We start from the raw sequence: 12,588 nt of genomic DNA on the forward strand, positions 1-12,588 counted from the left end.
GGCAGGCCGCAAAAAGTAAAAAGCCCCGCAAGCGATTGCGGGGCTTTTTTACTGGCGAGCCGGGTGGGCTGCTCAGCCGAGCACTGCGTCGGCGAATTCCTCGGCCTTGAAGGGCTGCAGGTCTTCGACCTTCTCGCCCACGCCGATAAAGTAGACCGGCACCGGGCGCTGGCGCGCGATCGCGGCCAGGATGCCGCCCTTGGCGGTGCCGTCGAGCTTGGTCACGATCAGCCCGGTCAGGCCCAGCGCGTCGTCGAACGCCTTGACCTGGGACAGCGCGTTCTGCCCGGTGTTGGCGTCGATCACCAGCAGCGATTCGTGTGGCGCGTTCGGCATCGCCTTGGCGATGACACGCTTGACCTTTTTCAGCTCTTCCATCAGGTGCAGCTGCGTGGGCAGGCGGCCCGCGGTATCGGCCATCACGATATCGATGCCGCGTGCGCGTGCGGCGTTGACCGCGTCGAAGATCACTGCCGCCGGGTCGCCGCTTTCCTGCGAGACCACGGTGACATTGTTGCGCTCGCCCCAGATGGTCAGCTGCTCGCGCGCGGCGGCGCGGAAGGTGTCGCCCGCGGCCAGCAGCACGGACTGGTCATAGCTCTGGAAGTGCTTGCACAGCTTGCCGATGCTGGTGGTCTTGCCGGCGCCGTTTACGCCCGAAATCATCATCACCAGCGGCTGCTCGCGGCCCAGGGACATGGTCTTCTCGAGCGGGCGCAGCAGGTCGGTCAGCAGCTCGCGCAGCGCGGCCTTGACGCCTTCGGCGGTTTCGATGCGCTCGGTCTTGACGCGGCGGCGCAGCGCGCTCAGCAGGTGCTGGGTAGCCTCGACGCCGGCGTCGGCCATGATCAGGGCCGTTTCCAGATCCTCGAACAGGTCTTCGTCGACCTTGACGCCAACAAACAGCGTGCCCAGATTGCGGCTGGTCTTGGACAGGCCGGTGCGCAAACGCTGCATCCAGCCGCGCTTGGCCTCGGCGGAGGCGGCCGGCGGCGGCGTCAGGACCAGTTCCTCGGCAGCGGCCGGGGTCGCGCTGCGGACTGGCTGGGAGGCGGTTGGCGTGACGGGAACGACGGTGGCCGGGGCAGGCGCGGCCGCGGGAATGGGGGGTGGCACGCTGGCGGGCGCCGCGGCCGGAGTGGCGGCGGGCGCCGGGCTTTGCACCTCGGGCGGCGCACTGGCCGGCTCAGCCTTGCGCTTCTTCCAGAAACTAAACATTGGGAAAGGGGTCAATACCCCGGTAGAATCAATCGCCAAAATTCTAGCAGACGGGGTCGCATGAACCATTGTGCTGTCAGGTCCAGGTCGGGCGCTGCCCGTACCGCTTCGCTTCTTGCCGGCGCCGGCGCTGTTCGCCCGGCCGCTTTCTCCCGGCGCCTCGTTCCCACCCTTTTGTTGATCGCGATGCCCTGGTTCGGCGCTGCCTATGCGCAGACCGCCGTGGTGGCGCCGCCGTTGCCGACTGGCCAGGCCACCGCCGCGCAAACCGCCGCGGCCCAGGCCGATACCACCGAGTTCACGCTGTCCAACGGCATGCGGGTCATCGTCAAGGAAGACCATCGCGCGCCCACCGTAGCCCACCAGATCTGGTATCGCGTGGGCGGCATGGACGAGGTCAGCGGTACCACTGGCGTGGCGCACATGCTTGAACACATGATGTTCAAGGGTACACCAAAGGTCGGGCCGGGCGAGTTTTCCAAGCAGATCGCCGCATTGGGCGGGCGCGAGAACGCCATGACCAACCGCGACTTCACGCTCTATTACCAGCAGATCAGCAAGCAGTACCTGCCGAAGATGATGGAGCTGGAAGCCGACCGCATGGCCAACCTCATCATCAAGAAGGATGAGTTCGAGCGGGAAATGAAGGTCGTGATGGAAGAGCGGCGCCTGCGCACGGACGACTCCGCGCGCGGCACCGTCTACGAGCAGTTGCTGGCTACCGTCTACACCGCCGGCCCCTACCGGCATCCCGTGATCGGCTGGCCGGCCGACCTGGTCAACATGCGCGTGGAAGACGTGCAGGCCTGGTACAAGAACTGGTACGTGCCCGACAACGCGCTGCTGGTGGTAACGGGCGATGTCACGGCGGCCGAGGTCAAGGCGCTGGCGGAGCGCACCTACGGCAAGCTCAAGGCCCGCCCGCTGCCGCTGCGCAAGGACCAGCAGGAGCCGGCGCAGAAGGGCATCAAGCGGATCTGGGTCAAGGCCCCGGCCGAGAACCCTTACGTGGTCTTGGCGTACAAGGTGCCGCGCCTGCACGATGTCGAGAAGGACGTCGATCCCTACGCCCTGGAGGTCCTCTCTGCCGTGCTCAATGGCTATGACAACGCCCGCCTGACGCGCGACCTGGTGCGCGAGCGCCGCATCGCCGACGACGTCAACGTGGGCTACGACAGCATCAACCGCGGCGAGTCCCTGATGGTGCTCGACGGTACGCCGGCCACCGGCCATACCACCGAGGAGATCGAGCGCGCGTTGCGCGACGAGATCGCCCGCATTGCGCGCGAAGGCGTCTCGCCCGCAGAGCTCAAGCGGGTCAAGGCGCAGGTGGTGGCGGCGCAGATCTACAAGCGCGACTCGGTGTTCGGGCAGGGCATGGAGATCGGCGTGGCCGAGATCGCCGGCATTTCCTGGCGCCAGCTCGATCGCATGCTCGACAAGATCAAGGCCGTCACGCCGGAACAGGTGCAGGCAGTGGCGGGCAAATACTTCAACGACGATAACCTGACCGTGGCGACCCTGCTGCCGCAGCCGATCGACCCGAACAAGGCGAAGGCTCCGGCCGCCGCCGACTCGCTCCGCTGAGCTTTCTAGAGGACAGGACCCAAGATGCCTCTCTTTGCCCCCACGATCCCGTCGCCACGCCTGCTGCGCCGCCTGGCAGGCGCGGCTTGCGGTGCGCTTGCCCTGATCGCCTCGCAGGCCGCGCTGGCTGCGATCCCGATCGAGCAGTGGACCACCTCCACCGGCGCCCGCGTGTATTTCGTGCGCAGCCCGTCCATTCCCATGCTCGACGTCAATATGGATTTCGACGCCGGCAGCCGCTACGACCCGGCCGGCAAGGCCGGCCTTGCCACGCTCGCCTCGGCCCTGCTCGACAAGGGCGCGGCCGCGCAGGATGGCCAGCCGGCCCGCAATGAAGCGCAGGTGGCTGATGCCTTCGCCGACACTGGCGCCGACTTCGGCGGCGCCGCCAGCAGCGATCGCGGCGGCATCGGCCTGCGCACGCTGACCTCCGAGCCGGAACTCAGCCAGTCGCTCGCGCTGGCCGGGCAACTGATCAAGGCGCCGTCCTACCCGGATGCCGTGGTGGCACGCGAGAAGCAACGCCTGATCACCGCCATCCGCGAGGCTGACACCAAGCCCGGCGTGATCGCCGACAAGATGGTGTCGCGTGCGATCTATCCGTCGCACCCGTACGGCGTGTCGCCGACCGAGGCCAGCGTCGAATCGATCACGCGAGCCGACATCGAGCGCTTCTGGCGGGACAATTTCACGGCGTCGCGCGCCGTCTTGACGCTGATCGGCGCCATCGACCGCAAGCAGGCCGAGACCATTGCCGAGCAGTTGACGCGCGGCCTGCCGGCTGGCGCCACGCCGCCTGCGATGCCCCCCGTGCAACTCAAGATCCCGGCTAGCGAGCAGCGCGTGCCGCATCCGGCGCAGCAGGCTACGGTAGCCATCAGTCAGCCCGCCATCGCGCGGGGTGATCCCGACTACTTTGCCCTGCTGGTAGGCAACTACGTGCTCGGCGGCGGCGGCTTCAGCTCGCGCCTGACCGACGAGGTGCGGGAAAAGCGCGGCCTCACCTACGGCGTCGACAGCTACTTCGCACCCGCCAAGCAGGCAGGACCCTTCGGCATCGGCTTGCAGACCAAGAAGGCACAGACCAACGAAGCGCTGGCGCTGGTGCGCAAGGTGCTGGCGCAGTACGTGGCGCAAGGCCCCACCGACACTGAACTGAAGGCCGCGAAGGACAATCTGGTCAACGGCTTCCCGCTGCGCATCGACAGCAATCGCAAGCTGCTGACCAATGTGGCCAATATCGGCTGGTATGGGCTGCCGCTGGACTACCTTGACACCTGGACCGCCCAGATCGGCAAGGTCACCCGTACCCAGGTCCGCGAAGCCTTCCAGCGCCACGTGTTCCCGGACGCCATGGCGACCGTCATCGTGGGTGGACCGGAGTAACGCTGTGACAGGTGCGGGCGCCGGGAGGCGTTTCCGGCGCTTGCGCTTTTCCGCGCCGCAGGCTCTACAATCACGGCATGAATTCGCGTACCCGATCTCCCTCGCCCGCTGCCAGCGGGCGACCCCCATCCCCCTCGCCGCGGCAGTCTCCTGCCCAGGTCCGCATCATTGGCGGCAAGTGGAAGCGCACGCCGCTGCCCGTTCTCGATGCCGAAGGCCTGCGTCCCACCCCTGACCGCGTGCGTGAGACCCTGTTCAACTGGCTTGGGCAGGACATGTCCGGGCTGGCTTGCCTCGACCTGTTCGCCGGCTCTGGCGCACTGGGTTTCGAGGCTGCCTCCCGGGGCGCCCGGCAGGTCACCATGGTCGAAGCCAATCCGCGCGTGGCCAAGCAGCTGCGCGACAACCAGTACCGGCTCGACGCGCAGCAGATCCGGGTGGTGCAAGGTGATGCATTCGCGACCGCGGCGCAGATGCCGTCGGCCAGCTTCGACGTGGTGTTCCTCGATCCGCCCTTTGCCGAAGACTGGCTTGGCCCCGCGCTCGAGCATGCGGCGCGCCTGTCACGTCCAGGCGGTGCCGTGTATGTGGAAACGGATCGCGCCCTGATCGGCCCCGACGCGCCTGTGCCGGCGGCGCTGGAGATCGTGCGGCATGCGCGGGCTGGCGCGGTGCACTTCCATTTGCTGCAGCACAGGAACCTTTGAAGGGCAGGTGGACGCGAGCATTGTGACGGGCTACCTGCACACAAGATGCGGCGGCGCGGCAAAACCGTGATGTGGCGGCTTGCAAGTGCCGCGTTTAGAGTTACACTACGCCGCTGTCGCCAACGCTCGTCACGCAGCCTTGGCTCCAGCCCTCACCATAGTGGGCGGGGTCGATCGGTCCATCCAGGACCGGCGGCGGGCAGAATAAGGAGGAAGCATGGTCGTCGCGGTCTATCCCGGCACTTTCGACCCAATGACCCGGGGCCACGAGGATCTGGTGCGCAGAGCATCCAATATCTTCGATGAGCTCGTGGTCGGCGTGGCGCATAGCCCCAACAAGCGCCCGTTCTTTTCGCTGGAAGAGCGCATAGGCATCGCCCGTGAAGTCCTGGGACACTATCCCAATGTGCGCGTCGAAGGTTTCTCCGGCCTGCTCAAGGATTTTGTCCGCAAGAACAATGCGCGCGTGATCGTGCGGGGTTTGCGCGCGGTTTCCGACTTCGAGTACGAGTTCCAGATGGCGGGCATGAACCGCTACCTGCTGCCGGACGTGGAAACCATGTTCCTGACCCCGTCCGACCAGTACCAGTTCATCTCCGGCACCTTCGTGCGCGAGATCGCGGTGCTTGGCGGCGATGTCAGCAAGTTTGTGTTCCCTTCGGTGGAACGCTGGCTTGCGGAAAAGATCAGCAGCAAAACGGAATAAAATACAGTCTTGCAACATGCCGGCCGCGGCCAGTCGGGCGCGGGGCATGCTGGGTTCAAAGGAAACACCATGGCACTATTGATCACCGACGACTGCATCAATTGCGACGTTTGTGAGCCGGAGTGCCCAAACGAAGCCATTTCGATGGGGCCCGAGATCTATGAGATCGACCCCAACAAATGTACCGAATGCGTCGGGCACTTTGACGAGCCGCAATGCCAGCAGGTTTGTCCTGTGGCCTGCATCCCGCACGACCCCAACCGCATTGAGACGCGCGAGATCCTGATGGATCGCTACCGTCTCCTTACGGCGGCCAAACGGGTAGCCTGAGCTACCACTACGGCTTGCGGCACGAAGTTCGCAGCACGAAAAGCCCCATGACCTTCGCGGTGATGGGGCTTTTTGTTTAGGCGCGCGCGTTCAGCGGTTTCAGCGGTTCGTATGCAGTTCCAGCATGGCGCGCTCGGACTCGCCTTTGGCCAGCAACCCAAGCGGCGCGATGCTGCGATCTATGGCTTCGTCGATGGCCTGCTGCTCCTCGCGGCGCGGTGGCTTCAGCACAAAATTGATCACATCCTCGCGCTCGCCGCCGCCACCGGCCGAATTGCGCGGATGGCCGACACCAATGCGCAGGCGCCAATAGTCCTGGGTGGTCAGGTGTGCGGAAATATCCTTGAGGCCATTGTGGCCGCCCGCGCCGCCGCCACGCTTGAGCTTGACGGTGCCCGAGGGCAGGTCCATCTCGTCATGGGCCACCGCGATTTCGTCCGGCAGGATCTTGTAGAAGCGCGCGAGCGATACCACCGACAGCCCGGAGCGGTTCATGAAGGTGGACGGCTTGAGCAGCCAGATCTCCTGGTCCCACAACCGGGCGCGCGCTGCCAGCCCGTGAAAGCGGCCTTCCACGCGCAGGGTGACGCCGCCCATGCGGGCCAGTTGGTCGACCAGCCAGAAGCCGGCATTGTGGCGCGTGGCTTCGTATTCCGCCCCGGGGTTTCCGAGGCCGACGATGAGTTTGATCATGCGTTGTACTTCTTGGTTGATGGGGCTCGACGCACGAGGCGTGGGGCGGCTGGCAACTGCTTGGCTGCAACTACAACTGCAAAGTCAAAATCAACTGCAGTTTCACCACCCCTGCGGGGCGGCGACCTACTTTTTTGTCTTGCCAAAAAAGTAGGCAAAAAAGGCGCGCCGGATGGGGCGACACCCCCTCGGGATTTCACCAAAAGAGCGGCCGGGACCCAAACTCGCATCGCCTTAAGGCGATACTCAGACATGGGTCCCTCTTTTCCGCTCTCTTCGCGAAATCCCGAGGCGCCCCATACGGCCTTGGCACACCTCCACGGCTCGCTTCGCATCGCGAATGGGTGTGCTGCCAGAAGCCAAGCATACGCGAACCTCGGGACGAAAAAAAACCGCCGGACGCGCCGGCGGTTTTTTCTTGCGGCTGCGAGAGCCGTCCCGTTGCACGGCCCGAAGGCCGCGTTCAGGGTACTCAGGCAGCAGGCGTTTCGCCTTCGGCAGCTTCCGACACGCCGCCGGCCGGCAGCGAGATGCTGGCGATAGCGGGGTTTTCGTCACCGTGGGTGATGGCGCTCACGCCCTTCGGCAGCTTCACGTCGGACAGGTGCAGGGTCTGGCCCAGTTCCGCATTGCTCAGGTCCACTTCGATGAACTCAGGCAGGTCGGCCGGCAGGCACGACACTTCCAGTTCGTTCAGGATGTGGTTGACGATGCCATGGCCCAGCTTCACGCCCGGGGCGTTTTCCTGGTTCATGAAGTGCAGCGGCACCTTGACGTGGATCTTGTCGGTGGCCGACACGCGTTGGAAGTCAACGTGCAGGACCAGCGGCTTGAACGGGTGCATCTGGAAAGCGCGCAGCAGGGCCTTTTCAGCCTTGCCTTCCACTTCGATGTCGAGAATCGACGAGTGGAATGCTTCTTTCTTCAGCGCGTGGAACAGTGCGTTGTGATCGAGTTCGATCATCTTGGGCTCGGCTGCGCCGCCATAGATGATGCCGGGGGTCTTGCCGGCGTTGCGCAGGCGGCGGCTCGCACCCGTTCCCTGTACGCTACGCTCGAAGGCTACTACTTTCATGATGACTCCAAATGTAAGAGGGCTGTCCGCGACCAGACAGCCCGATGAACCTCGTCACGTGCCGTAACCGGGGTCTTACCCCCGAAAAACAGCCGCAAACGCGGTAAAGCCTTGAATTCTATCAGGAATCGGCAAACAGCGACATGATCGAGTCGCCCTTGACGATCCGGGTAAAGGTCTCTGCCAGCAGCGATGCGGTCGATAGCTGGCGAATCTTGCCGGACTGGATGGCATCGTCGCGCAGCGGAATCGTGTCGCACACCACCACTTCATCCAGTTCCGAGTCGGCGATGCGGGCAGCCGCGCCGCCCGACAGGACCGGGTGGGTACAGTAAGCGAATACCTTCAGCGCGCCGCGTTCCTTGAGCACCTGGGCCGCCTTGCACAGGGTGCCGCCGGTGTCGATCATGTCATCCATGATCACGCAGTTGCGGCCGTCGACTTCACCGATGATGTTCATCACCTCGGCCACGTTGGCCTTGGGGCGACGCTTGTCGATGATGGCCAGGTCGCAGTTCAACTGCTTGGCCAGCGCACGGGCGCGCACCACGCCGCCGACGTCGGGCGAGACCACCAGCAGATTGCCGTAGTTCTTCTCGCGCAGGTCGCCCAGCAGAACCGGGGAGGCGTAGATGTTATCAACCGGGATATCGAAGAAGCCCTGGATCTGGTCGGCGTGGAGGTCCATGGTCAGGACCCGCTCGACGCCGGCGACTTCCAGCATGTTGGCTACCACCTTGGCCGAGATCGCGACGCGCGCCGAACGCGGGCGGCGGTCCTGGCGGGCATAGCCGAAGTAGGGCATGGCGGCAGTGATGCTGCGTGCCGAAGCGCGCTTGAGCGCATCGACCATCACCATCAGTTCCATCAGGTTGTCGTTGGTCGGCGCGCAGGTGGACTGCAGCACGATGACGTGCTTGCCGCGAACATTTTCCTGGATTTCAACTTGGACTTCGCCGTCGGAGAACCGACCGACCTGGGCTTTCCCGAGCGGGATGCCGAGGTGCTGAACGACAGCCTCCGCGAGTTTGGGGTTGGCGTTGCCGGTAAAAACCATCAAGCCTTCGCTGCTCATTCGGTGCACCTGTCTTGCTACTGGAGGGGGGAACGATTGCTGCCGGCTAGTGCCGGCAGCTTTTCGTGCAGGTCCGTAAGGACACTGTAGGATGTAATGGCAGGGGAAGAAGGATTCGAACCTTCGAATGCCGGAATCAAAATCCGGTGCCTTGACCAACTTGGCGACTCCCCTACACAACCGGGTACGTCCATCGTCACATTCAACTGCCTGCGACGCCGAACGAAAAACTTTTATGCGAGCGTTGCGAGTGGGTGTTGCGATAAACTCTTCGCACACCTGCCATCCCATTCGGGAGGCAACCGGTCTAGTACCTGCTGCGCAGTTTGCTCGTCGTTGAATCGTGCAAACACGCAGGCTCCGGAACCGGTCATCCTTGCATGTGGACTGTACTGTCTCAACCATTCAAGGGCTCGGGCAACTTCGCCGAACTTCACTGTTGCTATCGCTTCCAGGTCGTTGCGACCGAAACCGAACTTGTTTGTGCATCCAGTGAAGTCCGCTATTATGGTGATCGCCGTATCCCTTGTCAAGCGCTTGTCCGAAAAAATTGCTGCGGTCGGAACATGCTGCCGCGGATGGATGATCACGAACCAGCTTTCAGGCAATTCGACCGTCGTCAGTTCCTCGCCGATCCCTTGCGCGAACGCGTTTTCTCCATGCACGAAGAACGGCACGTCGGCACCTAATGAAAGGCCGATGCGCTTGAGTTCTTCGCGTCCCAGGCCCAGCCCCCACAGATGATTCAGAGCCAGCAGCGTGGTCGCCGCGTCCGATGAGCCGCCGCCGATGCCGCCGCCCATCGGCAGCCGCTTGGCAATGGCGATGTCCGCGCCAAAGCGGGTGCCGCCAGCTTGCTGCAAGGCCTGCGCGGCGCGCACGATCAGGTCGCTCTGCGCCGGTACGCCCGGCACGTCGCTGATGCGCTCGATGCGGCCATCGTCGCGGCGGAAAAAATCGAGCGTATCGCACCAGTCCACCAATTGGAAAACCGTCTGCAGCGTGTGGTAGCCGTCCGCGCGGCGTCCGGTCACATGCAGGAAGAGATTCAGCTTGGCGGGCGCCGCGCAGTCGCGCAGCTCAGGCGCAGGCAAGGGGCGGGCCGTGCTCATTGTGCTTGCTCCGGATTGATGACCAGGCGTACCGAGAGCGGGTTGGCCGCGCCGTCGCGCGCGAGGTCGATGCGGCGCGGGCTCGCCACGGCCGGCGTGGATGGTGTTGTCGGCGCGGTTTCCTGCCATGCCACGTAGCGCACGGTCCAGCCGTTCTGCGCCAGGGTAGCCAGCCGTCCGCTGTCGTCACGCGTGGTGCGCGCCGGGCTGTCTGGCGCGGGGCGGGCGTGCAGCCAGTCGCGCAGCCCTGCCACCGGCAGCGAAAATCCAAGCGCTTCCTCCAGCAAGGTATCGACTTCGGGCGCGTTGCGCGGCGGCTGGTTGGGCAGGTCGAGCGTGGCGCCCGAAGGCGTGGAGGTGACCACCGCCAGGGTCTGGCCCAGCGGCGAGATCAGGTCCAGGCGCACATTGCGGCCTTGCTCATGCCACTGGAAGCTGCCCTGCACGCCCTCATCGCGGCCGTAGCGCACGTAGCTGGCGGCGAAGCGGCCGCTGAGGTCGCGAGCCTGGGCGGTCTCGCCGGCGTCGAACTGCCGCGTGGGCGTGATGCTGGCGCAGGCAGCCAGCCATAAGGGGGCGCTCAGGCAGAGCAGGGCAAGGCGTCGGGATGTGGGCATGGCGTTTGGCGTGCGCGCCGGCGCCGCCGGGCGCCGGGCTGCCGGCCCGGCGCGAGGGCCGGGCGGCGGATGATTGCGGGTGATCGGCGTGCCGCGTGACGGCTGCTGACGGCGGGATGCTACTTGGACAGTGCGGAGAGCGGGACGTTATAGCGGCGCAGGGTGTCGATCAGGATGACATTGTCCGGCTCTATCTTGGCGGCTTCGGTCCAGGTCTTGCGGGCCTCGTCCTGCTGGCCGAGCTGCCACAGCACCTCGCCGAGGTGGGCGCCGATTTCGGCCTCGGGCGCCTTGGCGTAGGCGTTGCGCAGCAGTTCGGCGGCCGGCTGCAACTGGCCCAGGCGGAACTTGACCCAGGCCAGGCTATCCATGATGTAGGGATCGTCCGGGCCCAGCGCCGAGGCTTTTTCCAGCAGCGTGAGGGCTTCGGGCAGGCGCACGTTGCGATCCGCAAGCGAATAGCCCAGCGCGTTATAGCCCTGCTTGGCTTCCGGCTGCATGGCGATCACGCGGCGCAGCAGCTTTTCCATGCTGTCGTAGCGCTTCTCGCGCTCATCGAGCATGGCGAGTTCATAGACCCAGTCCGAGTTGTCGGGCTCCGCCGCAGCGCGTTCATCCAGCACCTTGCGGGCGCGGTCGTAGGACTTGGCGTCGATCAGCATGCCGACTTCGGCCTGGCGGATCGCGGTCATGCGCTGCGCGCGCTGGTCGGGCTCGGGTATATCCTCGGCATCGGCCAGCATGTCGTTGAATACCGCCTGGGCGTCGTCGAGCTTGCCCATGCGTCCCAGCAACTGCGCGCGCTTGACGGCCGCGGCCGGCGCGAGGCGGGCGTCGTCGATGCGGTCGAGCCAGGCTACGGCCGCCGGGTAATCCTTCTTTTCCTCGGCGATCTGCGCCAGGTACTGGTAGGCGATATCCGGGCTGGCCGCCGGCACTTGCTCGGCGAGTTGGAGGTATTCCTTCAGGTACAGCTCGGCTTCGTCGTAGCGCTTGGACTGCAGGCTGGTGAGGCCGAGGGCGAGCGGCACGCGCGGATCCTTCGGCGCAATCTTGCGCAGCGTCTCGAACTCCGAGCGCGCGGCTTGCAGGTCGTTTTGCTGCAGGTAGAGGCGGGCCAGCGTGATGTGCCCGTTGACCGAGGCCGGGGCCTTGTTGACGAACGCCTTGAGCCCGGCAATGGCCTGGTCCGGCGCGCCGTCGGCGCGCAACTCGGCGGCCATCAGCGCGGCGCCTTCGAAGTCGGGACGGATCTTCTGGGCCTCGTCGAGCTCGGCCAGGGCGCCGGGAATATCGTTGGCGGCTTCCTTGGCGCGCGCGAGGGCAAGGTGAGTCTCGGCCGACTTCAGGTCGCTCGCCACCAGGCGCTGCAGCAGCGCGGCCGCGCCGGCGGGATCGCTGGTGCGCGAAAGCTGCTGCTGCATCTGCAGGATGGCCTCCGGCCGCTGGCTCGGCGGCACGCCATTGAGCTGCAGGACCAGCAGGGGTTCGGCTTCGTCCCATCGGCCGCTAAGGACCAGCAGGGTCGACAGCACCTGCCGCGCGCCGGCCGAGGTGGGCGCAAGCTCGGTCCACAGCCGCGCGGCGTCAAGCGCTTGCTGGGCGCTGCGGGCATTGAACGCGATCTCGGTGGCGCGTTGGGCAAAGCGCGGGTCGCGCGTATTGCGCGCCAGTTCCAGGTACGTCTGGTAAGCGGGGCCGACTACGCCGCGCTGGGCGGAGATTTCCGCGGCCAGCACCCGGTAGAGGATGTCAGCGGTCAGCGGCACCGTTGGCAGGGGCATCTTCGGCGGCAGCGGGTTCGAGCGGATTGGCGTGGTGGCCTGCGCGGCGACCTTCATCGCGGGCTTGCCGTCCGCGGGCGCGGCGTGGCTGGTGAGCGGCGCCAGGGCGCAGACTGCCAACGCGGCCGCAGCCGTGACCGCGAGCCTGTGACGCAGCGGCCGCCGGGGGATGAGAAGTTGAGCGGTGGTCATCGGGGTACGGTCCAGGCGGTCCGACATGTGGGTGGGTGCTCCAGCACTCAAAGGCGATGGGGAAGGTAAAGGCATTGTAGCCTGCCGCTACAATGCTTTGCTTATC

The 12,588-nt window shown here is 65.4% G+C and carries 12 protein-coding genes and 1 tRNA gene; 5 read left to right on the forward strand and 8 right to left on the reverse strand.

Translation table 11 applies throughout. The features are described 5' to 3' along the window. Positions 1–72 precede the first annotated feature (72 nt). Complete coding sequence (gene ftsY, locus RR42_RS01975; RefSeq protein ID WP_043343397.1) at positions 73–1,218, reverse strand: signal recognition particle-docking protein FtsY; 1,146 nt, start codon at positions 1,216–1,218, stop codon at positions 73–75. Positions 1,219–1,278: 60 nt separating this feature from the next. Between ftsY and RR42_RS01980 the strand changes: the two genes are divergently transcribed. The 5 genes from RR42_RS01980 to RR42_RS02000 all read left to right on the forward strand — a co-directional run bounded on the left by RR42_RS01980 (position 1,279) and on the right by RR42_RS02000 (position 5,934). Then, on the forward strand, positions 1,279–2,805 hold the full coding sequence (locus tag RR42_RS01980) for a M16 family metallopeptidase (protein WP_043343399.1): 1,527 nt from the start codon (positions 1,279–1,281) through the stop codon (positions 2,803–2,805). 24 nt (positions 2,806–2,829) lie between these two features. Further along, a complete protein-coding gene (locus RR42_RS01985) occupies positions 2,830–4,191 on the forward strand; it encodes a M16 family metallopeptidase (protein ID WP_043343400.1) in 1,362 nt (453 codons plus the stop codon). A gap of 77 nt (positions 4,192–4,268) precedes the next feature. After that, the gene (gene rsmD, locus RR42_RS01990) at positions 4,269–4,898 is read left to right on the forward strand and encodes a 16S rRNA (guanine(966)-N(2))-methyltransferase RsmD (protein ID WP_173430667.1); all 630 of its coding nucleotides are present in this window, start codon (positions 4,269–4,271) and stop codon (positions 4,896–4,898) included. Positions 4,899–5,115: 217 nt separating this feature from the next. Beyond that, entirely contained in the window at positions 5,116–5,604 is a 489-nt protein-coding gene (coaD, locus tag RR42_RS01995; protein WP_043343402.1) for a pantetheine-phosphate adenylyltransferase, read from the forward strand. A gap of 69 nt (positions 5,605–5,673) precedes the next feature. Next, entirely contained in the window at positions 5,674–5,934 is a 261-nt protein-coding gene (locus RR42_RS02000) for a YfhL family 4Fe-4S dicluster ferredoxin (RefSeq protein ID WP_043343403.1), read from the forward strand. Between the two features lie 99 nt (positions 5,935–6,033). Here RR42_RS02000 and pth read toward each other — a convergent pair whose 3' ends face one another. From pth to RR42_RS02035, 7 genes are all read right to left on the reverse strand, one after another. After that, on the reverse strand, positions 6,034–6,627 hold the full coding sequence (pth, locus tag RR42_RS02005) for an aminoacyl-tRNA hydrolase (protein WP_043343405.1): 594 nt from the start codon (positions 6,625–6,627) through the stop codon (positions 6,034–6,036). 472 nt (positions 6,628–7,099) lie between these two features. Continuing rightward, a complete protein-coding gene (locus RR42_RS02010; protein WP_043343409.1) occupies positions 7,100–7,702 on the reverse strand; it encodes a 50S ribosomal protein L25/general stress protein Ctc in 603 nt (200 codons plus the stop codon). 121 nt (positions 7,703–7,823) lie between these two features. Further along, complete coding sequence (locus RR42_RS02015; protein ID WP_017229695.1) at positions 7,824–8,777, reverse strand: ribose-phosphate pyrophosphokinase; 954 nt, start codon at positions 8,775–8,777, stop codon at positions 7,824–7,826. A gap of 97 nt (positions 8,778–8,874) precedes the next feature. Beyond that, a tRNA-Gln gene (locus tag RR42_RS02020) sits at positions 8,875–8,951 on the reverse strand. 59 nt (positions 8,952–9,010) lie between these two features. Then, positions 9,011–9,889 (reverse strand): 4-(cytidine 5'-diphospho)-2-C-methyl-D-erythritol kinase, encoded by an 879-nt coding sequence (gene ispE / locus RR42_RS02025; RefSeq protein ID WP_043343414.1) that lies wholly within the window; start codon positions 9,887–9,889, stop codon positions 9,011–9,013. Then, the gene (lolB, locus tag RR42_RS02030; RefSeq protein WP_043343417.1) at positions 9,886–10,506 is read right to left on the reverse strand and encodes a lipoprotein insertase outer membrane protein LolB; all 621 of its coding nucleotides are present in this window, start codon (positions 10,504–10,506) and stop codon (positions 9,886–9,888) included. The genes ispE and lolB overlap by 4 nt, the downstream gene beginning before the upstream one ends. Before the next feature lie 119 nt (positions 10,507–10,625). Then, positions 10,626–12,509 carry a tetratricopeptide repeat protein gene (locus tag RR42_RS02035; protein WP_043343420.1) on the reverse strand — a complete coding sequence of 628 codons (1,884 nt, stop codon included), beginning with the start codon at positions 12,507–12,509 and terminating at the stop codon, positions 10,626–10,628. Positions 12,510–12,588: the final 79 nt, after the last annotated feature.

The organism is Cupriavidus basilensis, from assembly GCF_000832305.1.
Lineage (GTDB): Bacteria > Pseudomonadota > Gammaproteobacteria > Burkholderiales > Burkholderiaceae > Cupriavidus > Cupriavidus basilensis_F.

Coding starts and splice junctions, on each gene's coding strand:
- ftsY (WP_043343397.1), bottom strand. CDS start 1,218: ATGTTTAGTTTCTGGAAGAAGCGCAAGGCTGAGCCGGCCAGTGCGCCG.
- RR42_RS01980 (WP_043343399.1), top strand. CDS start 1,279: ATGAACCATTGTGCTGTCAGGTCCAGGTCGGGCGCTGCCCGTACCGCT.
- RR42_RS01985 (WP_043343400.1), top strand. CDS start 2,830: ATGCCTCTCTTTGCCCCCACGATCCCGTCGCCACGCCTGCTGCGCCGC.
- rsmD (WP_173430667.1), top strand. CDS start 4,269: ATGAATTCGCGTACCCGATCTCCCTCGCCCGCTGCCAGCGGGCGACCC.
- coaD (WP_043343402.1), top strand. CDS start 5,116: ATGGTCGTCGCGGTCTATCCCGGCACTTTCGACCCAATGACCCGGGGC.
- RR42_RS02000 (WP_043343403.1), top strand. CDS start 5,674: ATGGCACTATTGATCACCGACGACTGCATCAATTGCGACGTTTGTGAG.
- pth (WP_043343405.1), bottom strand. CDS start 6,627: ATGATCAAACTCATCGTCGGCCTCGGAAACCCCGGGGCGGAATACGAA.
- RR42_RS02010 (WP_043343409.1), bottom strand. CDS start 7,702: ATGAAAGTAGTAGCCTTCGAGCGTAGCGTACAGGGAACGGGTGCGAGC.
- RR42_RS02015 (WP_017229695.1), bottom strand. CDS start 8,777: ATGAGCAGCGAAGGCTTGATGGTTTTTACCGGCAACGCCAACCCCAAA.
- ispE (WP_043343414.1), bottom strand. CDS start 9,889: ATGAGCACGGCCCGCCCCTTGCCTGCGCCTGAGCTGCGCGACTGCGCG.
- lolB (WP_043343417.1), bottom strand. CDS start 10,506: ATGCCCACATCCCGACGCCTTGCCCTGCTCTGCCTGAGCGCCCCCTTA.
- RR42_RS02035 (WP_043343420.1), bottom strand. CDS start 12,509: ATGTCGGACCGCCTGGACCGTACCCCGATGACCACCGCTCAACTTCTC.